Consider the following 23,167-nt stretch of genomic DNA (forward strand, 5'->3'; position numbering starts at 1 on the left):
ATGGGGACAACAGCCCTCGGCGCGGGCCCGGTTCAGGCCGTACGGACACGGGCCTCGACCCAGGTGGACTCCGCGGCGTCCTCCACGACCGCGCTGAGCCCGGCGACCGCCTCGTGCAGGGCGCCGGCCCTGCGCCGGTCCCCCGGCAGCACGACCAGCGCCGCGTCCACGGTGTCGGCCGAGGCCGTCACGCTGAGGACCAGCTCCCGGGGGGTGGGCCCGGTACCCAGGGCCGTGGTCAGCAACAGGCGCAGCAGGGCCGGCGGGTGCGGGTCGTCCGCGTCCGACTGGATCGTGACGACGCAGCCCGCGGTGCGCGCCGCGATCAGCAGGTCGCGTGCCGGCCGGTCGAGGACCCCGGGGATGTGGATCTCGTCCCGGACGGCGTAGCCGAGGAGACGGGCCGTGTCGCCGACCTCGGGGTCGCGTGGCGAGCGGTGTCCGGTGGCGACGGCGTCGAGGAAGGGCAGGATCTCCTCCCCCAGGTCGGCGAGACGCCCGCGGTGCAGGGCCTCGCGGGCGTCGCGTACGGCCCGGCCCGCGAGGGCGGCGGCCCGGTCCGCGTTGGCGCGCGTGGTGACCCCGCCGAGGCGGGCGACCGTACGGCCGATCGCCAGGCCCATGAACACGCCGAGGGCCGGGGCGGACAGGGCCGGGAGGATCAGGGCGACCGTCCCGCCGAAGGTGGGGGCGATCGGCGGGCCGGTGAGCACGAGGACGACGACGCCCGCCTGTTCGAGCGCCATGGCCGTCAGCGCCTCCCGCGCGGGCCGCACGATCACCAGCAGCGTCAGCAGCGGCGTCACCGCGCCGATCGGCCAGGAGGTGTAGTCGGCGAGGCCGGACAGGGGCAGCACGAGGAAACTCCCGAGCGCTCCCGCGACGGCGAACGCGCAGGCCGCCCAGGCGGCGGCGGGGCCGATCCCGTTCCGGGCCCGCAGCAGCAGCGCAACGGTGATCACGGACAGGGCCGCGTACCAGGCCGTCAGCCAGAGCGCTCCGGGGACGTGCCGGGTGTGGATCACCGCGATGACGCCCATGACCAGGAGGAAGGGCAGGCAAACGGCGGCCAAAGGGCGCCGGACGTCGCCGATGGCGGCGTTCATCCGATCCACCTTCGTGTCCCGGGCCCGGACCCGGCGCCGTTCCGCGCCGGCGGGCGCCGGCCACTCCAGGCGTACGGCCGTCCCGCGTCCCGGTGTACTGAGGACCTCCGCGCGCCCGCCCACGGCCTCCATGCGCCGCAGCATCGAGCGGCGGACGCCCACGGACGACGCACTCAGCTCCTCCGTGACGAAGCCGGCGCCGTCGTCGGTGACGCACAGGACGAAGCCCGGGCCGGGCTCCCGGACCCTCAGGTCCACCCGTACGGTCCGGGCACGGGCGTGGTCGGCCACGTTGCGCAGGGCCTCCCGGGCCGCGCCGATCGTGGCCGTCGCCACCTCGTACGGGACGGTGGCGACCTCGCCGGCCAGGATGCTCGCCCCGATCCCCTGCGGGGGCGCGAGGCCGCGGACCAGGGCCGCCAGGTCGGTGCGGCCCCGGTCCCCCTCGCCGAGCGGGTTCCGGGCCCCGGCGATGGCGGCCGCGGCGCCGCGCGCGGCTTCCCGCACCCGGTCCACCGCGATCCCCGGTTGGCCGAAGGCGCGCAGGGCGGCACTGACCTCGTCGTGCAGCATCCCCTGGAAGTCCCGGTGGGCTTCGCGCCGGGCGGCGGCCCGCGCGGCCTCGGCGCGGGCCGCCGCGGCCCGGCGCTCGGACCGGTCGGCGCCGTCGCCGGCGGCGCGCATGAGCGGGGCGAGTACCGCTCCGGCGGCCCCCGTCGCCAGGGGCGGCCAGATGCCCTCCACCGCCGCGGCCGGACCGTCGGTGGGCCAACTGGTGCCCAGTTGGGCGCCGAGGGCGGCGAGGGCGGCGAGCCAGGACCATCGTCCGGCGGTCCGGGGCAGGAACCCGGCGGCGAGGAGCACCGCGGGCACGGTCAGCATGCAGCGCTGCCCGATCACGACGTACGGCGAGCCTCCGGCGAGGACGAGGACGGGGTGCGCGACCACGGCGAAGGCCAGGGCCGCCAGTGCGTCGGTCCCGTTCAGCCGGACCCTTACCCCCCGGACCACGAGGTGGATGGTGAGCGCGACGAAGGCGATCGCCACCGCCGTGACGCCGGCCGGCGGCCGGTCGCCCGAGAGCGGGACCGTGGCCCAGTTGAGGCCGAAGAGGACCGAGACGGCGGCGACGGACCGGGAGAGCCCGGCCTCGACGCCGTCCCGGTAGGAGGTCCCGGTCATCGCCCCGGGGTGCCGGGCCGCTCCGGGCCGATGTCGATGTGCCCGTCGGCGACGGCCCGCCAGACGATCGCGCTGTTCGTCCCGAGGAGCCCGTCACCGGCGTCCGTGTAAGCCTCGATGGCCCGCTTGCGGTGGGTTCGGACGGTGTCCTCGGTGATGTGGAGGAGCTTGGCTATCTGTCCGTGTGGCAGGCCCCGCGCTATCAGTTCCAGCACCCGGTGCTGTTGCGGGGAGAGCCGGATGCCCCCGCGCGGGTCGCTGACGATCTGGTGGGCGAGCCGGCTGGACACGTACGCCTCCCCGGTGTGCGCGGCGCGGACGGCCGCGGCGAGCCTGGTCTGCGGATCCTCCTTGAGGACCAGCCCCAGCGCGCCGGCGTCGAGCGCCCTGCGGATCAGGGCGGGCCGCTGCTCGGTGGTGTAGGCGAGCACGCGGGCTCCGGTGGCCCGTATCCGGCGCACGTTCTCGCCGATGTCGCTGTCGTCGCGCAGCCGCAGGTCGAGCAGGACGACCGACGCGGTGGCCCCGTCCTCCTGGGCGAGGAGGGAGTCCACGTCCTCCGCGATCGCCACCAGCGCGATGTCGGGCGTGGTGTCGGCCAGCGAGGCGCGCAGCCCGATCAGGACGATGGGATGGTCGTCGACCGCGGCCACCCTGATGGGGGTGGTCGCGTCCGGCACGTCCATTGGATCCACGGTTTCCCCCACGGCGCGGCTCGTGCCGGAATCGTATGCCCGGTCGGTCCGGCACGTGGGGTGTTCGCCCGTACCGGCTCCGGACCGGTCCGCCGGCTACCGCTCGGCGCCGGGGTGGGCGATCTCGAAGAGGAGCGTGGAGAGCTCCTGCGTGACCGACTCCACGGCGAGGATCTGCTCGCGCACCGGTGGAGGAAGGTGCGCTCGCTCCCACAGGCTCACCGGCTGGTCCGCCGGGCGGGCCGTCCACAGTTGCTCCAGGTCGGCTGCCGGCTTTGCCAGCGAGTGCGCCGCGTGGTGCGCGACGGCGCCGACGGCGTCGCCCAGCGGGTCTCCGGTGTCCCCCTTGGGGCCGAACATCGCGAACTCGGGCAGGTCGGTGAGGGTGAGGACGGTGGAGGTGATGTGGGGCATCCTCAGTACCCGCTGTACCCAGAGGGGACCGGGCAGCGTTTCGGGCGGGCTCGGATAGTCGGGGGCGGCGGCCAGCGTGCCGTGCAGGATCCCGGCGAACGCCCGGTGCGGGCGGCCGGGCCTCCAGAGGCCGCCGCTCAGGGCCGCCGCGAGCCGGTCGGTCCGTGCGCGGGCGAAGGCCACGTCTCCGGCCCATTCCGGTTCGAGATCCGCGATCCCCGAAGCCCGGACCGCACGGGCCCGGTCCCCGATCGTCAACGGAACCGGGTCCGTTCCGTCGCGAGGGTCCCGCGGCTCCGCGTCGTGCGCGTCGTGGGCCTCGATGTGGGACTCGATGTGGGACTCGATGTGGGCGTCGAGGACGTCGCGGGCCCGGCGTCGGCGGTTCTCGTCCCCGACCAGGTCCAGCCATCCCTCCGCGGTGCGCCCCCGCGGCTCGCCGGTCTCCAGCGGTCCCTGGTGCAGGCGCCCGGTGTGCGCGCCGTCGACCCAGCCGGCCAGCGCCGGCAGCTCGACGTCGTCGACCAGGACGTCCGCCTCGCGGGCGGCGCGGCAGGCCGCGAGAGCCAGCAGCGCGACCACGGGCATCCACCGCGACGTGAACCGGGCGCCGTCGGGTGCGTCGGGGCGGCCGGGGCGGGGTCCGGGCGGGCCGGGCGCGGTCCGGTTGTCGTAGCCGGTGTGCCACACCACCAGCGCGCCGCAGGTCAGCACGGCCCGCCGCCACGCCACCGTCCCGTACGCGGCCCGGTTCCGCTGCTCCCAGTCCTGCCCGTCAGCCATGATCCGTCCCTCCCGGGAACCGGCGTGCTGCCGATCCCCTGGGAGGCTAACCGCCCCTGTGTCAGGCGCGGGTCATCCGGTGGGGAACGTCCGGCGCGGGTCATCCGGTGGGGAACGTCAGGCGCGGGTCATCCGGTGGGGAACGTCAGGCGCGGGTCATCCGGTGGGGAACCTCCGGTCAGCGGCGGCCGGCGGACAGGACGACGAGGAACTGGCCGCCGCCGGCCTGGATGTCCGCGGTCACCGGCAGGCCCGGTACCAGCCGGGAGAACCGGTCCACCAGCCAGTCGGCCGTCTCCTGGGCGTCCTTCTTGGTCGGACAGCGCCCCACCATCTCGCGGCCGCCCTTGCGCTCCAGCCTCTCGGCAACGGTGATGAGCGGCGCGGGCTCGACCACGTACAGCCGCTCCGGCCAGGCGATGACCACCTTGACCGCGCCCTTGCGGGTGTTGCACCCGCGGTGCGCGAGCCGCTCGGCGACCTTGGCCTTCTTGTCGGTGGTCCGGCTGTCGACGCTGGGCCCCCGCGGGTCGTTCACCGACTCGTGGGGGTCGACGGCTTCGTCACACACCCAGCACTGCCAGTTGTCGCGCTCGGCCACATCATCAAGGAGACTCATCCGAGCAAAGTACCTGCCCGGCCGCCACCCCGTGCACCAGGGCCCGCCGGGAGAGCGGGCGGCGCGTGCTCGACGCGTGCGGACCGTGTGGTCAGTCCGGCAGGGCGGGTGGCTGACTCGATCGGCCGATAGAACGAGTTTCCCCGCGGATTTTCCCGCGAGGAGCCGGAGCACGGCGGGCTCGGCGGCCGAGTCCAAGCCGTTCCCCGGCCTGCGCGGACCGCGTGGCGGCCGGCCCGATGGGCGGTGCAGCCGTCGAGGCAGGCGAGCCAGGCGCGGGCCGGCGGCCGTCGCGGCGGCCGGACCGCGCAGGCCCGTACCGTGGCGGCCCGGCGACGACGACAAGGCGGTGTTGCCGCTGACCCGGTACGTGGGGGTCTGCACGCCCACAAGCACGTCCTGCCCGCCGTCGGCGCGCCGCCGGAGCGGCCGCGGCAGGTCTCCCACGACGGGTACGAATGGCTGTGCGTCCTCTACGGACGGCTGTGGCTGGCCCTCGGGGACCAGGACCTCGTCCTGAGCGCACGCGTCCGCGAACGGCCACGCGTACCTGGCCCGTTGTTGCGCGGCGTTCCTCGACGCCTATCTGGCCGGCGGCCTCACATCGCGCACCGCCCACCCGATCACCGCCCCGGACGCACTGCGGGCCGGGCTCACCCGCGTCCGGGAGCGCGGGCCCTCTGAGGCTCCGGTCGGCCCCGTCACGGGAGGGCGGTGGGACCGGAGGCCGGTCCGGTGCCGCGCACGGCTTTCAGCTGAAGATGTCCAGGGTGTCCGGCCAGGAGCCCGCTTCGTCGGACGAGTGGCGGGGGCGCGGCGGGCGGGGGTCCGGGTAGGTCTCCGCCGCGGCCCTCGCGCGGACGATGTGCGGCCCGCCGCACGCCGCGACCGCGAAGGCGCCGAAGACCTTGGCGAACGCGGCCGGGGCACGGAACTCGACGCCGAACGCCCGGCCGTCCCGCAGCGGTACCCGCACCAGCCGGTCGGACCGCGTCCACTCCGGCACCGGCTCGCCGTCCGCGGTCGACCGCCCCGCCCGCCACAGCCGCGCCACGTGCGGCAAGTTCACCTTCTCCATCGCCAACCGCTTGCGCCGTAGCCGCAGTTCACGCACCGTCAGCTCGACGCGCTGGTCCGTCATCGCCACGCCCGAACGCCATCCGCCGCCGCGGAGCTCACCGTGGGCGCCCTTCGCCACCGGCCGGGGACAGCGGCTGGGGCGGCGGGGCCATCGCCCACCGGATCGCCCGTGTCAGGGCCTTCCCGGAGAGGAGTACGCAGGTGTCCACCGGGGCGGTCGCGCGGCGCAGGCCCAGCATCCCCGGTGCCCACGGGGGCAGCAGGGCGATCGCGTTCGCCGCGAGCAGCGCGTACGGAGCCCGGGCCGGCCGGGGTAGCGGCGGGTCGCGGAGGATGAACCGCGCGGCGTCCAGCGCCTCGGGCGTGGCCCGCAACTCCGGCCGGTACTGAGCCAGGAGGGCCCGTAGCGCGGCCCGGTCGCGGGGTGGGTCCACCACGCCGAGGGCCGTTGCCACCCTCGCGGTGTCCGCGACGTAGGCGTCGTATCCGGCCGCGTCCAACGGGTGCGCGCCGAAACGCTCGTGTGCGCGCAGGAAGCTGTCGACCTCGGCGGCGTGCACCCAGCCCAGCAGGTGGGGATCCGCTGCCCGGTAGGGCTCGCCCGCCGCCGTGGTGCCTTCCACCCGTTCGTGGACCGCCCGGACCCTGTCGACGGCGAGCTGTGCGTCCTGGGCCGTGCCGTAGGTGGTGACCGCGAGGAAGGTGCTGGTGCGCTGGAGCCTGCCCCAGGGGTCGCCGCGGAAGCCGGAGTGCGCTGCCACGGCGGTCATGGCGAGCGGGTGCAGGGACTGGAGCAGGAGGGCGCTGAGGCCTCCGATGAACATCGAGGCGTCACCGTGGACCGTCCGGATGGGGCGATCGGGGTCGAACCAGCGGGGGCCGGGTGCCGTGTGGATCCGTGCGCGGTTGGCGGGGCCCGAGGGTCCCGCCACGCGGCTGAAAAGCACCGAACCGAGCCGCCCCCGTAGGCTCCGGTCCGCGGCGGAGGACGTGTCCATGGTGGTGTCCTGCCCTCCTGGAGCCCGGTTCAATGCTCCGCCCGGGTCCGGGCGGAGGCTCGCGTCAGCACTGGTCCTCCCCGCCGGGGTCGCGGCTGAGCCGGCCGGGCCACCACGCGGCCGGGCCGATGTCCCGGACGAGGGCCGGTACCAGGAGGGACCGGACGAGGAGCGTGTCGAGGAGCACCCCGAAGGCGACGATGAAGGCGATCTGGAGCATGAACGCCAGCGGGATGACGCCGAGCGCGGCGAACGTGGCGGCGAGGACGACTCCGGCGGAGGTGATCACGCCGCCGGTGGCCACCAGTCCTCGCAGCACTCCCTCGCGGGTGCCGTGCAGAAGGGACTCCTCCCGGACTCGGGTCATCAGGAAGATGTTGTAGTCGACCCCGAGGGCGACGAGGAAGACGAAGCCGTAGAGCGGTACGGAGGAATCGGTCCCGCTGAACCCGAGGAACTGCTGGAACACGATCGCGGAGACGCCCAGGGTCGCGACGAAGCTGAGGGCCACGGTCGCCACCAGGAGGACGGGCATCAGCACCGAGCGCAGCAGCCCGACGAGAATGATCAGGATGATCATCAGGACGACGGGGATGATGAGCATGCGGTCCTGCTCGGCGGTGCGCTGGGTGTCGTACTGCTGCGCACTGCGGCCGCCGACGATGGCGTCCGCATCCGGTACGGCGTGGACCGCCTGACGCAGCCGGACCACGGTCTGCTGCGCCGCCCTGCTGTCCGCGGGTGCTTCGAGCGTGGCGTCGAGGCGGACCCTCCCGTCCGCCACGAGCGGTGCGCCGCCCGGCGGCCCGGGTGCGGTGAAGGGGGTGACGGCGGCGACACCCTCGGTACGCTCCGCAGCCCGCGCCACCTCGTCGAGTCGGCCGGCGTCCGCGATCACCACGGCCGGACTGCCCGATCCCCCGGGGAAGTGCGCGCTCAGGGTCCGCTGGGCGGCCACCGACGGGGCGTCGTTCACGAAGGTCTCGTCCAGCGGCACGCCCTTGGCGTTGAGCGTGGGGGCGAAGGCCGCACAGGCGAGGAGGACGGCGAGGCTGAGGGCCCAGACCTTGCGCGGGGCACGGTCGACCACGGCCGCCACGGTCCTCCAGATCCCGTGGCCGGCGCCGTCCCCGACGGTGGGGCCGGCGGTGTGGCCGGCGCCGTCCCCGGCGGTGGGGCCGGCGGTGTGGCCGGCGCCGTCCCCGACGGTGTGGCCGGCGGTGTGGCCGGTCTTGGCGGGCCAGTAGGCGGCCCGGCCGAGCAGGACGAGGACGGCGGGAAGGAAGGTGAGGGTGCTCAGCACCGCGCACACGATGCCGATCGCCCCCACCGGGCCGAGGGCGCGGTTGTTGGTGAGGTCGCTCAGCAGCAGGGCGAGCAGGCCGAGCGCGACGGTGCCCGCGCTCGCGGTGACGGGGCCGACCGACCGGCGCAGGGCCGAACGGACTGCGGCGAAGCGGTCCTGGCCGGCCTGGAGCTCCTCGCGGAAGCGTGCCGTGAGGAGGAGCGCGTAGTCGGTGGCGGCGCCGATCACGAGGATCGAGAGGATGCCCTGCACCTGTCCGTCGACGCGGACGGTGCCCCGGTCGGCCAGTACGTAGACGATCGCGCAGGCGAGTCCCAGGGCGAACACCGCCCCCACGATGATCACCACCGGGAGCAGCAGGCTGCGGTAGACCAGCAGGAGGATCAGCAGGACGGCGGTGAGGGCGACGGCCAGCAGGAGTCCGTCGATTCCGGCGAAGGCATCGGCGAGATCCGCCTGGCTCGCCGCCGGGCCGGCCACCTGCGCGACGGTGCCCGGGACCTGCCCCGCGGTCGCCTCGATCTCCTCCAGGGTGCGGGGCAGCTCCTCCCCGAGATCGGGCTTGAGCGGTACGACGCCCCGCAGCGCCAGGCCGTCGGCGGAAAGAACGGCGGCGGAGGCGGGGCCGGTGGAGAAGGAGTCGCCAGACGGCAGCCCGGCTCCGCCCAGACCGGCCAGGGCCCGTGCGGCGGCGGCTTGTTGCTCAGGACCCAGCTTCGCGCCGGGCGTCTTCGCCGTCCAGACGACGATCGCCGGCAGGCTCTCACCCTGCCGGAAGGCCTTCTGCGCCTCGACGACCCTGGTGGACTCGGAGCTGCGGGGCAGGAAGGCGGTCTGGTCGTTGGTGGCCACCTCGCCGAGCTTCCCCGCGTACGGGCCCAGCCCGCCTCCGACGAGCAGCCACGCGACGAGCAGGACGGCGGGGACCAGCCATCGGGTGAACCGTGATGAGGCAGACATGACGCTCCGGGAATCCATCGATCCGTCGATCCCTCTCGACAGGTGACCGTCTCGTGACGGAGACGGGTCGGACGACCGGCGTCGCGCCGGCGACGACCGGCGGTGCGTCGGCCGCGAGGGCCGGCGCTGTTCGCCCGTATCCCCGTCTTCTCCGGGAAGGGCCGCTACGGATGCGGACCGGCCCTTCCCGGAAGCCGGTGCCCGAGGGCGAGCAGGTGCATGCTGGTTACGGTGAGTTCCGGATGGTCGTCGGCGAAGCGTGCGGCGGCTTGGCCGTCTCCTTCGGATCTTGCCGGGCCCGTGGCAGCTCCGGGGGCCGGAGCAGCTCAGGGGTCCCGTTATCGACCCCCCGCGGCCGGGCCCCGCGCGTTGCGCCGGAGGGCGTCGCGGAGGCGGGCGGCCTGGGTGACCAGGCGGGAGCGGCCGGGCCGGACGGCGACCTCGGCGAGGCCCGGGGGTTCGGGCGACGCCGCTCCCGACTGCTCCACGCAGCCGGCGGCCGTCGCGAGGAGGTCCCCGGCGCCCCTCGGGTCGACCGTGCCGGTGAGCAGCGCGGGGAGCACCGAGGCCAGAACGGCCCAGGTGGTCGCGCAGGCGCCGGTCGCGGCGGCCGTGCGCAGCGAGTCGGCGAGCCGGTTGGCCCGCAGCACGGTGGTGCGTTCCCCCGTGTCGAGCACGAGGCGCGCCGGGGTCTCCCCGTACGCGTACGGTACGGCCGACGCGGTGCGGCGGGTGAGGGCCGCGGGCTCTCCGGCCTCGCCGAGCCAGGCGGCCAGCCTGTCCCCCTCCGGTGTGCCGAGTGCGGCCGCGGCGGGAACGGCGGCGGCGTCACGGCGTACCCGCAGCAGAGCCTGCCCGAAGAGGGAGGCGCGCAGGGTACGTGAACGGGACATTAGGCGGGGCCACTGACGACGCCGCGGAGCATCCACAGGGGTGCCTGACAGCCGCGGCAACCGGCTCGATCCGGTGCGGCTCGCCCGCCTCGCCACATCTGACGGCGCGTCCCGGACCTGTTCGGCCCGCCGGCCCGCAGGACTTCCCGGACACCGTCGGGGAAGGAACGGCCTCGAGCCTGCTGCGCAACGGGCCGTTCGTCCGCCTCCGGACCCGGGGCCCCGGCCTCCTCCTGCCCGGACTGCTCCCGCTCGTCTCCCGGCCGTACCGCACGGACCCCGCGCCCGCCCCGCGGCCAAGGCTCGGCCATCGCGGCATGAACCGCGCCGAAGTGCCGTACGGGTTTTAGGGCTGGGCGGGTTGCAGGAACGGCCCGGGGGCTCGTCGGCTCCCGGGCTAGGAAGACCTGCGGCGCAGGAGCATGCGGACGCCGAACACGATGACGAGCACCACGATGACGAGGAGCACGACGATGAAGAGGCTCTTGAACAGCCCGCCCTTCTTCTTGCTCTTCTTTTTCTTCTTGTTGCCGGTGGCGGCCTGAGCCCGGGAGGACTCCGGCGCCCGGAGTACCGTCACCGCACCGGCGCCGGCCAGGAGGGGGCCCCGCGGGAGGGCCGCGGCCGCGGGAGCCTGACGGGCGGCCGACGGGGCCGACGCGGCCGCCGTGGCGCTCGCCGCCGGGCCCAGCAGCAGGCCCGCGAGCACGAAGAGCGGTACCAGCGCGGCCACCGCCGCACGGGAACGCTTCCTCGGAATGCTCTGGTTCGTCACTGTATCCCCCTATGATTTGGTGCCCCGCCAAGGGCCCGGTGGAACCGGGCCCGAAGGGGCCCTGCAGCATCGTCGGCGAGTCCGACCGCCCCGGCAAGAGGACGAGCGGCGACGGGCCGGGATGGGCGGGGAACGCCTCGGCGGGCCGGGCCGAGACCTGCGAAGGGACGCGTTGCCGTGGAGCGTACGACCTGCTGTGTGGTGGGAGGCGGGCCCGCCGGGATGGTGCTGGCCCTGCTGCTGGCCCGGGCCGGGGTGGAGGTCACCGTACTGGAGAAGCACGGCGACTTCCTGCGGGATTTCCGCGGCGACACCGTGCACCCGTCCACCCTGTCGCTGCTGGACGACATCGGCCTCGCCGAGCGGTTCGCGCGGCTGCCCCAGCGGCGGGTGACCTCCGTGCAGTTGCCCATCGGGCCGGACCGCTCGCTCGTCACGATCGGGAACATCGGGGCGCTGCCCGGCAAGTACAACTACATCGCGATGGTGCCGCAGTGGGACCTGCTCGACCTGCTCGCCGACGAGGCGGGGAAGGAACCCTCCTTCCGGCTGCGCATGAACACCGAGGCGACGTCCTTCCTGAAGGAACACGGCCGGGTCACCGGTGTGCGGTACCGCACCGCGGACGGCGCCACCGGTGAGCTCAGGGCCACGCTGACCGTGGCCTGCGACGGCCGCGGATCCTTCGCCAGGGCGCTGCCCGAGCTCGGCCTGGAGAGCTTCCCCTGCCCGATGGACGCCTGGTGGTTCCGGATGCCGCGCCACGAGGGCGATCCCAGCGGGCTCGTCGGAGGCCTGGGCGAACGGTTCTTCAGCGCGCTCACCGACCGCGGGGACTACTGGCAGATCGCCGGGCTCATCCCCAAGGGAACCGACGCCGAGCTCCGCGCGGAAGGCCTGGACCGGTTCATGGCCCGGTTCGCGCGGGCCGTCCCGTGGCTGGCCGGCCGGGAACACTCGGTCGCCTCCTGGGACGAGGTCAAGCTGCTCGACGTACGGCTGGACCGGCTGCGCCGGTGGCACCGGCCGGGGCTGCTGTGCATCGGCGACGCCGCGCACGCCATGTCACCGGTGTTCGGCATCGGCATCAACCTCGCCGTGCAGGACGCGGTGGCCGCGGCCCGCCACCTCGTGGGACCGCTGCGCTCGGGATCCGTGGGGCTGCGCGACGTGCGCCGCGTACAGCGCCGCCGCATGCCCACGACGGTGGCCACCCAGGGCCTGCAGCGCCTGGCCCACGCGCAGGTCATCGAACCGCTGCTGGCCGGGCGGACCGCGTTCGGCCATCCGCGGGCGGCGGAGCGGCTGGCGGAGCTCGCCACCGACTCCCGGTGGCTGAACCGGGTGCCGGCCTACTTCATCGCGTACGGGGCGCTGCGCGAGCGGCCGCCGGCGGAATCGATCCGCGGCGGCTCGGCGGCACCCGACTCCCCGCGAGGAAGGCCCGTTCTACAAAATGTTGACGCACCTCTATCGGAAAGCCATGGGCCCGTCGGACGATTCATCTAGCCCGCCCGCCTTCACCTGACCCCCTGTCAGCGCGGGCCAGGGCCGATTCCGCCCTCGTGCGTTGGGAGGCCACAAGCCATGAACCCGCTCAGCGAGTGTCCCGAACCCGCCTCGTTCCCCTTACCGGAAACCCGTGTGCCCGCGCCGAAGCCGGGGGCACCCAGCCGTCGCGGCGTCCTGGGCGGCCTCGGGATGGCCGCCGCCGCTCCGCTCGTCCTGGGCGCCGGAAGGAGCCGCCCGCCCGGGGGAACACCCCCGGGCCGGGCCGTCGTACTCAGGAACGCCTCGCTCGTGCTCACCATGGACCCCGCCCTCGGCGACGGCCCGCTGGGTACGGTCGAGCATGCGGACGTCCTCATGCGGGACGGCGCCATCGCGGCCGTGGGCAATCGGCTGCCCGTACCACCCGGCACGCAGGTGATCGATGCCTCGGGCCACCTGGTGATGCCGGGATTCGTGGACGTGCACACCCACCTGTGGCAGTCCTCGATGCGGGGCGGCTGCGCGGACCGCGACCTCTTCGGATGGCTGGCCGACTGCAACCGGGCGACGTTCTCCCGGATCGGGCCCGCGGACATGTACCGCTTCGTGCGTCTCGGCGCCCTGGATTCCCTCCAGTCCGGCGTGACCACGCTCGTGGACTGGGTGGACGCCCTCCCGTACGACACGACGGTCCAGTACGTACGGGCCCTGGCCGACACGGGCGTGCGCTTCACCTACGCGATGTTCCAGGCCGAGCGGGAAGCCGCGCTGATCGCCCGGACGAAGAAGGAGCTCATCGACCCGCTCCCCCTCGCCTCGGCGCAGGTGGCCACCCACGCGGCGCGGCCCATCAAGGGCCTCAACCACGTGCACTGGGAGATCGCCCGCGACCTCGGAATCATGCTCAACAGCCACGTCCTCGAACGCGCCGAGCAGCGCGCGGACGACCCGATCGGCACCCTCACGGACATCGGGGCACTGGGTCCGCGGCTGCTCATGAACCACGCGATCCACCTCACCGACGACGAGATCTCAGCGCTCGCCGCGCACGACGTACGGGTCGCCCACTGCCCGCTCAGCAACATGCGCCTCGGCTCGGGGATCATGCGGCTGCCGGACCTCGGCCGACGCGGCGTCAAGGCCGGGCTCGGCCAGGACGGCGGGACGAACGACACCTCCGACTTCTTCGCCCTCATGAAGGCGGCCATCGGTCTCCAGCGCGCACGCTCGCTGGACACCTCGGTGTTCCCCCAGGTGCGGGACGTCCTGCGGCTGGCCACCCTCGGCGGCGCCGAGGCGATCGGCACGGCCGACACGGTGGGATCCCTGAGCCCCGGCAAGCGCGCCGACGTCATCGTGATCGACCCCGCCGCCCTCAACTTCGCGCCGCGCTTCGACTGGATCAACCAGATCGTCTTCAACGGCCGCCCGGAGAACGTCCGCGCGGTCTTCGTGGACGGCCGTCCCCTCAAACTCGACGGCCGCCTCGTCGGCATCGACACCGACCGGGTCGTACGGGAAGCGGAGTCCGCGGCCACCCGTCTGCGCGCCGCGTCCTGAGCCGAACCGTGCGAACAGCAGGGCCCCGGGGGGCGATTGACGCTTCCCCCGGGGCCCTCGTCACTCATTTCCGCATCCCCCTGGAGATCAGGAGGGTGTGGTCAACGCCCCTGGAGGGACTTGACGTTGTCGCCGAAGGTCCAGCCCTTCGAGCCGTCCCAGTTGATGGACCAGGTCATGAGCCCCTTCAGCGAACCGCCGAAGGCGTTCCACGACTGGCTGACCAGGCTCGGCGTCATGTGGCCGCCGCCCGCGCCGGGCTGGGCCGGCAGGCCGGGCACCTGCTTGTCGTAGGGGACCTTGATGGTGGTGCCCTGGATCGTCAGGCCGTTGTTCAGGCAGGTGGTCTGGGCGGTGAAGCCCTGCACGGTGCCGGCCTGGTAGGAGTCGCCGGAGCAGCCGTACATGCTGCCGTTGTAGTACTGCACGTTCAGCCACCACAGCCGGCCGTTGTCGGCGTACTTCTTGATGATCGGCAGGTAGGAGCCCCAGATCGACCCGTAGGTGACGCTTCCGCCGGTGACGTACGCGGTTTCGGGAGCCATCGTCAGGCCGAAGCCCGCGGGCATCTGGGCCAGCACCCCGTCGATGATCCGGATCAGGTTGGACTGGGATGCCGACAGCGTGTTGATGTTGCCGCTTCCGGTGAGGCCGGTCTCGATGTCGATGTCGATGCCGTCGAAGTTGTACTTCTTGAGGATCGGCACGACGGTCGCCACGAACCTGTCGGCGACGGTGCTGGAACTCAGGTCGATGCCGGCGGTGGCGCCGCCGATCGACATCAGGATCGTCGCTCCGGCCGCCTTGGCCTGACACATCTCGGCGGGGGTGGCGACCTTGACACCGCTGTCCATGCCGTCGTGCCACTGGACGGTGCCGTCCGAAAGGATCACCGGGAACGCGGCGTTGATGACGTTGTAACCGTGCGCGGCTATCCGGCTGTCCGTGATGGGCACCCAGCCCATGCCCGGGTGAACGCCGTTCGCGGCGCCGTCCCAGTTCTCCCAGTAGCCCTGGAGGACCTTGCCCGACGGCTTGGGCTTCGTGGCGCAGGTCTCACCGGGCGGGGCGGTGGTGGGAGGCGCGGTGGTGGGAGGCGCGGTGGTCGGGGGGACGGTCGTCGGCGGCGGGGTGGTGGGAGGCACGGTCGTGGGCGGCGGCGTGGTCGGCGGCACCGTGGTGGGCGGCGCGGTCGTCGGCGTGGGGCTGCTGCCGCCCGGGCCGACGAGCGAGACGTCGTCGGCGTGGTACGCGGGCTGCCCGTACCAGCCGTGCAGGTAGACGGTCACCGAGGTCGTGCTCGCCCCGGTGGTGAAGCCGACGCTGAGCTGGCCGTACGAAGGGCTGCTCGGTGTCCAGGTGGACGGGGAACCGGTGATCCCGGAACCGGTGGCACCGAGATACACGTAGCTGCCCTGGACGTGAGCACTCAGCGTGTACTGCGAGTTGGGCTGCACGCTGATGGTCTGGGAGCACCGGGCGTTGTCCTGGCCGCTCGGCGTGGCCTTGAGCGCGGAGGTGCCGGAGCGGACCGGACTGCCGACGGCCACCCCGGTTCCCGCCGAGCAGGTCCAGGCGGAAAGGCCTTTCTCGAAGCCGGAGTTGACCACCAGGTTGGGGGCGACGTCCCCGGCCGTCGCGGCGCCGGCCGTGACGGCCCCGGCCGCGGCGATGCCCGCACCGATGACGGCGGCGGCGCTCACCCCGGCGAGGGTGCGGTTCATGACGGTCGCTCCGCGCGGGGCGCGGCCGCTCCGGTCCCTGCGGGGGCCGCTGTCGGCCGGCGGGTGCGGAGTACGTGATCTCCGACGGAACATGGTGCGCTCCATTCCCGCCGGGCGTCAGGGGCATGACGACGCGTGGGGGCGTGACGCCCGGCATGGGGGTGAGGTGAGGACAGGTGGGGCTGTGCCGACCGGATCGTAGGAGCAACGACCCGGCCGGTCAATAGGTCTGGACCAATACCAAGGATCGGGCGCGGGCGCGCGGTAGGCCCGGTCGGCCCTTCCCAGGAGGGATGGCCGGTGCCCATGATGGCCGGATGGCAGCCCGGCGGGGATCTGCTCTGGGACGCGGCGGACAAGAGCATGCGAACCGCGACGCGCCCGCGGCGCATGGCGGTGGCGGCGTGCTGCACCGGCCTCTTCGGCCCGGCGCTGCGGGGGGCGGGATCCGACGCCCCGGTGGGCGGTCCTCGCGGCCGCGGCCTACGTATTCGTGGAGATCGCGTACTGGGCGTGGGACCGCAGTCGTCTGGTCGAGGCGCGGATCGTCCCCGGTGAGGCCGGCGGTGGCACGAGGCTCCTCCCCTGATGCCGGCCGGCGCCACCGACCGGATCCTGAGGCTGTGCCCTCAGGGGAGCAGCCGGGAGGCGAGGTCGCGCACGGTCGCCATGTCGCTGAACGGGATCAGGTCCTCGCCCACGATCTGGTGCGGTTCGCTGCCCTTTCCGGCGATCAGGACGATGTCTTCGGGCCGGGCCTCGCAGAGCGCGAAGTCGATGGCCCGGCGCCGGTCGGCGGCGCGCTCGTACGGTGTGCCCGTGCTCTCGATGCCGACCGCGATCTGGTCGAGAATCGCCTCGGGGTCCTCCGTGCGGGGGTTGTCCGAGGTCAGGACGCACAGGTCGGAATGAGCGCCGGCGATGCGGCCCATCTCGGCGCGCTTGGTGGTGTCGCGGTCGCCGCCGCAGCCGAAGACCGTGATGACGCGGCCCCGGGCGAAGCCCCGGATGGCGGTGAGGACCTTGTCCAGGGAGTCGGGCGAGTGCGCGTAGTCCACGATGACGGAGGTGCCGGCGGGGGTGACGAACCGCTCGAACCGGCCCGGTACGGACGGCATCCGGGCGAGCGCGGCGACCAGTCCGCCCAGGTCGTGCCCCAGAACCCGGCAGGCCGCCACGGCCGCCAGGGCGTTGGACACGGAGAACCGGCCCGGGACCGGGATCTGTGCCGGGTAAGCACCGCCGTCGTGGTGCAGCGTGAACCGCGTGCCCGAGGCGTCGGCCGTCAGGTCGGTGGCCCTGAAGTCGGCCTCCTCGTCGAGGCCGTACGTCGTCACCGCGCCGGGCATCATCGCCCGGATCCCGGCACCCACGACGTCATCCGCGTTGACCACCGCATGCCGGCACAGCCCCTGGAACAGCCGCATCTTGGCTTCCGTGTAGCGGGCCATCGTGCCGTGGTCGTCCAGATGATCCTGGGTCAGGTTCGTGAAGACGCCGACGTCGACGAACGTCCGGTCCATCCGGTACGTCTGCAGGGCCATCGAGGTGGCCTCCAGCACCACGCTGCCGGCGCCCTGGTCCCGCATGCGGCCCAAGAGGTACTGCAGGTCGGGCGATTCCGGTGTGGTCAGCACCGTGGGCGGCATCGGGATCATCTCGTCGCCGATCCGGCTGCCCGCCGTCCCGATCACGCCCACCGAGGCTCCCTCGGAGATCTTGAGGAGCGACTCGACCATGTAGGAGATGGAGGTCTTCCCGTTGGTCCCGGTGACCGCCACCATGTCCATGTGGCGGCCCGGCTCGCCGAAGTAGCGGGAGGAGACGACGGCTGCCGCCTTGCGGGTGTCGCGGACCCGTACGAGGCACACCGACGGCCGCAGTTCGCGCCCGGACGGTGCGGCGGCGGCGCCCGCCTCGTCGACGAGCACCGCCACCGCACCGCGCGCGAGCGCCGCACCGATGGACGCGGGGCCGCCGCCGTGGTGGCCGGGTACCGCGATGAAGAGCGAGCCCGGCACCACCCGGTCGACGTCGAAGGTGGTGCCCGCGGTGATCCCCGTCGACTCGGTGTCGCCCTGGATGACGTGGTGTTCATGGCCGGTCAGCAACCCGCTCAACTTCACGGTGGTCCCTTCGGAGGCAGCTACGGCCCGGCGCACGGCCTTGACCTGGGTGGCGGCGCCGACGGAGCGTCGGGACCGCGGTGGTGGGACGGGAGGGCGATGCGTCGCCCTGGAGGCGACGGGGCCGGGCCGGGCTCCGCGATCGGGCCGGGCTGCCGGGGCAGATCCCGTCGCCGGGGATGGTGCGGCGGGGGAGACGGGGCCCGGGCGCGGTGGGAGAGCGCTAGCCGTGGCCGTGCAGGACGCCGCGGCCGACCGTCGGGGCCTTGGCGTCGGCGGCGGTCCGGCGGCTGATGCCCGTCCGGCCCGCGGCGGCCGCGCGCACGCCGGGGTCGGCCTGCGGCAGGCTCGCCCCCGTGTCACGCCGTGTGCGGCTCATGGGCCGAGTGTACGTGCGCCCGCCCGGTCCGAACGCCGCGCGGGCGGGGTGCACCGCCCCGGCGGTACCGGGCCGGCCGGTGACTTCGATGCGGCCCGCCGTGCCGGTGACCTGCGTGTCGAGGGCCTGCGGCCCGTGGGGACCGGCGTGGAACCCCGTGCGGGCCGGATCCCCTCCATCTGCTCCGGGACCCGTACCGCAGTGGTCACGAGCCGGGGATCGTCGATCCCGTTTGCGGGAGTGCCCCGCGGGGCCGGCACGATCGTTCGCTCTCCCCCGGAAACCACCGGGAGCCGGACGGCCGGCGACCGTGACAGGTCATGCCCGTGCCTCGGTTCGGGGTGGCGCGCCAGTGGTGGTCATGGGGGGCGAGGCGTACTCCAGGGCGGTCGAGAGCTCCTCCAGGGCGGCGAGGAGCAGGCCTCCGGCACGGTGCAGCATGCGGTCCGTCTCGTCCCCGGGACCATCGGGGGCCCGCGGGTCCCCGGGATCATCGACGTGCCGGCTGTCGAGAGCGGTGCGGACCGGTTCCCAGGTCGGGACGCGGTGGTCGCGCACCGCGCGGTCCGCGTCCTCGGCCGACTGCCGCAACGCGGAGGCCAGGATGGCGGCCGGGGGGCGGCGGGGGCCGCCGGGTTCGGGCAGGTGGGCTTCCAGGAGCATGGTGACGTGGGCGAAGTCGGCGAGGGCCGCTTCGGCGCCGGCCTCCGTGGTGCGGGAGAGGCCGCGTTGGCGTACGGGTTCCTTCTCCGCCAGGGCCATGGCGTCGCGCCAGGCGAGGACGGCGGCACGGCCGGCCAGCACGGCTTCGCGGGTCTCCCGGGCGGACTGCCGCGTGGGGTCGGCGTAGTGGCCCACGACCGTGGCGGCGTAGACGAGGTCCGCCTTGATCCAGTCGGCGAGGCGGGTGCGCAGCCTGGGGGTCTCCCAGGCGGGGTAGAGGGCGTAGGCGAGCATGGCCAGCCCTCCGCCGATGAGGGTCAGGATGAGCCGTGCGGGCACCGACTGTTCGAGGCCCACGCCCGCCATCGCGAGGGTGAAGACGGTGTACGCGGAGGCGGCCGCCTGGACGGGTGCGTAGCCGGTGTACAGGAACAGCAGGATCAGCCCGCCGCAGATCACCGAGAGGGTCCCGGACACGAGAGGGCCGGGGTGGGCGAGTTCCACGAGGGCGCCGGCGATGATCAGGCCGACGACGGTGCCGCCGAGGCGGGCCGCGGCACGGCCGTAGGTGTGGGAGAAGCCCGGCCGCATGATCAGGAGGGCGACACGCGGGACCCAGTAGGCGTGCCCGGCAGGGCCCGGCCGATGAGGTCGCCGGCCACGACGACGACGGTGGCGCGGACCGCGCGCCGGAACACCGGGGAGTCGTGGTGCAGTTGTCCGCGTACGGTCCGGACGGCGCTCTTCGCCTCCTCGCGGAGGGGAGGGCGTACCAGCGTGTCCCCCTCATCCGGCCCTCGACTCCCGCCGGCCCCGCCGCCGCGATCGCCGCGGGCCCGGCCTGTTCGCCGCAGGCCGACTCGGCGATGTCGCGGAGCAGGGCGCGCAGCCGGGTGGCCGCCTGTTCGGCCGCGCCGGTGAGTACGGGACCGCCCGGGGGGACCTCGATGGCGGCGAGGGCCCGGGGCGGGAGTTCCGCGGGGCGGCCGCGGCGGATCGCTTCGGCCGCCGTGTCCAGGATCTCGGCCGCCGCGCCGAGCAGTTCGTGGGCCCGGGCGCGGGCGGGGCCGTCCTGCGGGCCGCCGGTGACGGCGGGGTCGGCGAGCGCGGCGAGCACCGGGCGCATCCGCTCGACCAGGCCCCGCGCGCCGTGCAGCTGGGCCGGGCGGCGGCGCATCTGGCGGGGGCTGAGGGAGGCCGCTTCCCGGGCCTGGGCGAAGGGGCCCGGGGTGAACGGGGCGGTGGGGTCCTCGCACAGGTCACGGGCGTAGCCGGCCTCGGCGTCCAGGGCGTCGGCGAGCGCGTCGCGGTGGCGCCCCCAGCGGCGGATGGGGAAGAGCACCACCAGGGCCGCCTGCACAAGTCCGCCCGCGGTCATCAGCGCGGCCTGCCCCAGGGACTGCGTGACGGTGGCCGGCAGGGTCACGGTCACCAGCATCACGGCGGCGTTGGTCGTGCCGAGGCTGCCGGCGTTGGCTCCCAGCGACCAGGCCATGCCTCCCAGGAACGTCCACAAGGCGACCAGGAGGAGGAAGAGCGGGAGGTGGCCGCCGGTGAGGTAGCTCAGGAAGCTCGTGACACCGAGGGTCAGCGCGGAGATCACCGGCAGCACGGGGTCCGGCCGCCAGCTGCGCTGGAACACCGCGATCCCGCCCAGCAGGGCCCCGTAGGCGGCTCCCGCGGCGGCGGTCCCGCCGAACAACCACAGCGCGACGCATCCCGACAGCGCCAGCCCCGCCGTCGCGCGCAGGGTGACCAGCGGTTCGAGCCTGGCCCGCTCGACGCGCAGGCCGGCGCGGGCGGTGTCCTTCAGCGTGCTCGTCCAGCCCATGGGGCGAGAATATGGTGCAGACATGGAGATATCTCCATAAATCTCTCCCGAGCGAATGGCGTCCGGGTCGCGTCGGTGCCATACAGACGTGCCCCGCCATGATCACCAGACCGCCCCAGCACACGCCCCGCCGGGCCCCGAGGAAGCGGTCGGCGACCCAGCCGGCGGGGAGTGCGAGCAGGCCGATCGCCGCCATGTAGACGCCCTCGACCGCCACCGAGCGGTTCGCGTCGGAGCCCATGCCCCCGGATGCCTCGCGGCCGCGAAGAAGTGCACCAGGATGGCGATCGTCCCGTAGGGATTCGACCGATTCCGGGGTGAATCCTGACCTGGGAGGTCAGGCCCGGAGCCGGCTCGCCGCCAGGGCGTCCTTGACCTCGCGCACCACGCGGGCCGCGTCCCCGGGGTTGTGCACCACATCCGTGTGGTTCATGTCGATGACGAGGACCTCGCTGGCCGAGTAGTGCTGGTGCACCCAGTCGTCATAGCCGGACCACAGCGTCCGGTAGTACTCGACGAGGCTCTCGTCCTGCTCGAAATCACGGCCCCGCAGCCCGATGCGGTGCAGCACCGTCTCGAAGTCCGCCTTGAGGTAGACCATGAGGTCGGGCGCCTTGCGGTACGGCAGGCCGTCAATCTCGCGCATCATCTCGCCCAACAGGCCCTCGTACACCCGCATCTCGAGGGAGCTGATCCGGCCCAGGTCGTGATTGACCTTGGCGAAGTACCAGTCCTCATAGATGGAGCGGTCCAGGACGTTGTCGCCCTGCTTGTACGCCTCCTTGATCGCGGCGAACCGCGTCTGCAGGAAGTAGAGCTGCAGGAGGAAGGGGTAACGCTTCGCCTGGATCTCCTCGGGGCTCGCCGTGTAGAAGAGCGGGAGGATCGGATTGTCTTCCACGCTCTCGTAGAAGACTTCGCTGCCCAGCTCCTTGGCGAGCAGCTCGGCCACGCTCGTCTTGCCGATTCCGATCATGCCTCCGACGCAGATCACTGGCATACCTCACTTCTCCCTGGGGGTCTTCTGGTTCGCGGGCGCGTGGGCCGGGCGCCCCACCCCACTGAGACACGCGTCGGCGGTCGCTCGATTCCCCCATGATCTTCATGATCGTCGCGATCAGCGTCATGTGGTCCCCGTCCGGACCGGAGTCCGGGCGCGGGACGCCCTCCCCGACGGGCCGGACCAGCCGTTTCGTAGATGCCGCGGACAGCGACGAGCCACCACCCCGCGGCCGCCCTGAAGCATAAATGACGTCGCGAGGCACGCCCGCCGGGGCGTCGGCGGTAGACCCCCCAACCCATTGACTGAATTTTCAGTTAGGGCCAGGATGTGCGACGCACCACTCGCCTCTTGCCACGTCTCTTGCCACGTGCCACTTGTTCACCAGGGAGTCCCATGAACACCCCAGCCACGTCCCGACGCAGGCTGCTCCAGCTGGGCGCGGCGGCCCTGCCGCTCCAACGCCCTGCGGATGCCCGCGGAGGAGGGCCGGCACGTCCGTACCTTCATGGCCTGGCCGGCGCTTTCCTCCGTGTGGCGCGGCAACCTCGGCGGGGTCCGCCGGGACATCGCGAAGGTCGCGTACGCGATCTCGCGCTACGAGCCGGTCGTGCTGCCGGCCCGCCCCGACCAGGCCGCGGACGCCCGGTACCTGTGCGGGAGCGGCGCCTACTACGGCATCGACGTCATCGAGATAGCCAACGACGACCTGTGGATCCGGGACTTCGGCCCCACCTTCGTCGTGGGCCCCGGCGCGATCGCCGGGGTCGACACCAACTTCAACGGATGGGGGAAGACCACCGCGCCGTACGCCCAGCCCTTCGCCAACGACGCCGTGGCCGCCGAGACGCTCCTCGGCCAGTACGGTGTCCCGCGGATCCAGGCGCAGTTCGTGGGCGAGGGCGGCTCGCTGGAGACCGACGGCGAGGGAACCCTGCTGGCCACGGTGAGCTCGCTGGTCAACGGCAACCGCAATCCCGGGACGAGGTCGAGCGGGCGATGAAGACCGCGCTCGGCATCGACAAGGTGATCTGGGTCCCGGGCCTCGCGGGCCAGGACATCACCGACTGCCACATCGACTGCCTCGCCCGCTTCACCGCACCCGGCAAGGTCATCCTGGACAAGCCCGGAGCCGGCGCCGACGCCAAGTGGATCGCCGTCTACGAGGAGACAGCGCGGATCCTGCGGAGCGCCACCGACGCCCAGGGCCGGCCCCTGACCGTCACCGAACTCCCCGGTCCGGACCGCGCGGCGATCCGCGGGCGGGGCGATGAATTCCTGTCCAGCTACACCGACTACTACACGGTGAACGGCGCCGTCATCGCCCCGCAGTTCGGCGACGGCTATGCCGACGGCCTGGCGTGCGCCATCCTGCAGGCCGCCTATCCCGGCCGGACCGTCATTCAGCTCGACATCGACAACATCGCCTCCGGCGGCGGCGGAATCCACTGCGCCACCCAGTCGCAGCCGGTCGTGCCTCCGCTGGTCTAGCGCCCCGTGCGCCAGGGGGGCGGTCGCTCCGCACGGGTCACGGCTCGTGCGGAGCGGCCGGGCCGTGCTTCGGCCGGGCCATGGTTCGGCC

General features: G+C 73.5%; 16 protein-coding genes and 4 pseudogenes. 5 read left to right on the plus strand and 15 right to left on the minus strand.

Going from position 1 to position 23,167, the window contains the following annotated elements:
• Positions 1-32: 32 nt before the first annotated feature.
• The 4 genes from ACIQV3_RS27315 to ACIQV3_RS27330 form a co-directional block, all read right to left on the minus strand.
• The gene (locus ACIQV3_RS27315; protein ID WP_403716285.1) at positions 33-2,288 is read right to left on the minus strand and encodes an ATP-binding protein; all 2,256 of its coding nucleotides are present in this window, start codon (positions 2,286-2,288) and stop codon (positions 33-35) included.
• Positions 2,285-2,974: a response regulator gene (locus ACIQV3_RS27320; protein WP_403716287.1), complete on the minus strand. Its 690-nt coding sequence runs from the start codon at positions 2,972-2,974 to the stop codon at positions 2,285-2,287. The genes ACIQV3_RS27315 and ACIQV3_RS27320 overlap by 4 nt, the downstream gene beginning before the upstream one ends.
• A 105-nt stretch (positions 2,975-3,079) precedes the next feature.
• Positions 3,080-4,180 (minus strand): hypothetical protein, encoded by a 1,101-nt coding sequence (locus ACIQV3_RS27325; RefSeq protein WP_403716288.1) that lies wholly within the window; start codon positions 4,178-4,180, stop codon positions 3,080-3,082.
• A 178-nt stretch (positions 4,181-4,358) separates the two neighbouring features.
• Positions 4,359-4,799: a hypothetical protein gene (locus tag ACIQV3_RS27330; protein WP_403716290.1), complete on the minus strand. Its 441-nt coding sequence runs from the start codon at positions 4,797-4,799 to the stop codon at positions 4,359-4,361.
• Positions 4,800-5,094: 295 nt separating this feature from the next.
• Here ACIQV3_RS27330 and ACIQV3_RS27335 point away from each other — a divergent pair.
• A pseudogene (locus ACIQV3_RS27335) lies at positions 5,095-5,324 on the plus strand (transcriptional regulator); the annotation flags it as partial.
• 25 nt (positions 5,325-5,349) lie between these two features.
• Positions 5,350-5,415: pseudogene (locus tag ACIQV3_RS27340) on the plus strand (hypothetical protein); the annotation flags it as partial.
• Between the two features lie 135 nt (positions 5,416-5,550).
• Here the strand turns inward: ACIQV3_RS27340 and ACIQV3_RS27345 are convergent.
• The 5 genes from ACIQV3_RS27345 to ACIQV3_RS27365 all read right to left on the minus strand — a co-directional run bounded on the left by ACIQV3_RS27345 (position 5,551) and on the right by ACIQV3_RS27365 (position 10,811).
• Complete coding sequence (locus ACIQV3_RS27345; RefSeq protein WP_403716292.1) at positions 5,551-5,946, minus strand: hypothetical protein; 396 nt, start codon at positions 5,944-5,946, stop codon at positions 5,551-5,553.
• A 28-nt stretch (positions 5,947-5,974) separates the two neighbouring features.
• Positions 5,975-6,877 (minus strand): oxygenase MpaB family protein, encoded by a 903-nt coding sequence (locus tag ACIQV3_RS27350; RefSeq protein WP_403716294.1) that lies wholly within the window; start codon positions 6,875-6,877, stop codon positions 5,975-5,977.
• A gap of 64 nt (positions 6,878-6,941) precedes the next feature.
• Positions 6,942-9,143, minus strand: a complete 2,202-nt coding sequence (locus ACIQV3_RS27355; RefSeq protein WP_403716296.1) for an MMPL family transporter — start codon at positions 9,141-9,143, stop codon at positions 6,942-6,944.
• Positions 9,144-9,481: 338 nt separating this feature from the next.
• Positions 9,482-10,036: a hypothetical protein gene (locus ACIQV3_RS27360; RefSeq protein ID WP_403716298.1), complete on the minus strand. Its 555-nt coding sequence runs from the start codon at positions 10,034-10,036 to the stop codon at positions 9,482-9,484.
• Positions 10,037-10,433: 397 nt separating this feature from the next.
• Positions 10,434-10,811 (minus strand): hypothetical protein, encoded by a 378-nt coding sequence (locus tag ACIQV3_RS27365; protein ID WP_403716301.1) that lies wholly within the window; start codon positions 10,809-10,811, stop codon positions 10,434-10,436.
• Positions 10,812-10,988: 177 nt separating this feature from the next.
• On the opposite strand from ACIQV3_RS27365, the gene ACIQV3_RS27370 reads away from it, so the two are divergent.
• A complete protein-coding gene (locus tag ACIQV3_RS27370) occupies positions 10,989-12,320 on the plus strand; it encodes an FAD-dependent oxidoreductase (protein WP_403716303.1) in 1,332 nt (443 codons plus the stop codon).
• Positions 12,321-12,455: 135 nt separating this feature from the next.
• Entirely contained in the window at positions 12,456-13,862 is a 1,407-nt protein-coding gene (locus tag ACIQV3_RS27375; RefSeq protein ID WP_403716305.1) for an amidohydrolase family protein, read from the plus strand.
• 101 nt (positions 13,863-13,963) lie between these two features.
• Here the strand turns inward: ACIQV3_RS27375 and ACIQV3_RS27380 are convergent, their stop codons facing one another.
• The 6 genes and pseudogenes from ACIQV3_RS27380 to ACIQV3_RS27405 form a co-directional block, all read right to left on the minus strand.
• A complete protein-coding gene (locus ACIQV3_RS27380; RefSeq protein WP_403716551.1) occupies positions 13,964-15,007 on the minus strand; it encodes a chitinase in 1,044 nt (347 codons plus the stop codon).
• A gap of 132 nt (positions 15,008-15,139) precedes the next feature.
• A pseudogene (locus ACIQV3_RS27385) lies at positions 15,140-15,691 on the minus strand (carbohydrate binding domain-containing protein); the annotation flags it as partial.
• Between the two features lie 524 nt (positions 15,692-16,215).
• The gene (locus ACIQV3_RS27390; RefSeq protein WP_403716307.1) at positions 16,216-17,712 is read right to left on the minus strand and encodes a UDP-N-acetylmuramoyl-L-alanyl-D-glutamate--2,6-diaminopimelate ligase; all 1,497 of its coding nucleotides are present in this window, start codon (positions 17,710-17,712) and stop codon (positions 16,216-16,218) included.
• 223 nt (positions 17,713-17,935) lie between these two features.
• Complete coding sequence (locus ACIQV3_RS27395; protein WP_403716310.1) at positions 17,936-18,091, minus strand: hypothetical protein; 156 nt, start codon at positions 18,089-18,091, stop codon at positions 17,936-17,938.
• Positions 18,092-18,409: 318 nt separating this feature from the next.
• Positions 18,410-19,345 carry an FUSC family protein gene (locus tag ACIQV3_RS27400; protein WP_403716312.1) on the minus strand — a complete coding sequence of 312 codons (936 nt, stop codon included), beginning with the start codon at positions 19,343-19,345 and terminating at the stop codon, positions 18,410-18,412.
• A gap of 1,577 nt (positions 19,346-20,922) precedes the next feature.
• Positions 20,923-21,585, minus strand: coding sequence for a deoxynucleoside kinase (locus ACIQV3_RS27405; protein WP_403716314.1), 663 nt, complete (start codon positions 21,583-21,585; stop codon positions 20,923-20,925).
• A 508-nt stretch (positions 21,586-22,093) separates the two neighbouring features.
• On the opposite strand from ACIQV3_RS27405, the pseudogene ACIQV3_RS27410 reads away from it, so the two are divergent.
• Positions 22,094-23,076: pseudogene (locus ACIQV3_RS27410) on the plus strand (agmatine/peptidylarginine deiminase).
• The last annotated feature ends 91 nt before the right edge of the window (positions 23,077-23,167 follow it).

This window comes from Streptomyces sp. NPDC099050, assembly GCF_044759865.1.
Lineage (GTDB): Bacteria > Actinomycetota > Actinomycetes > Streptomycetales > Streptomycetaceae > Streptomyces.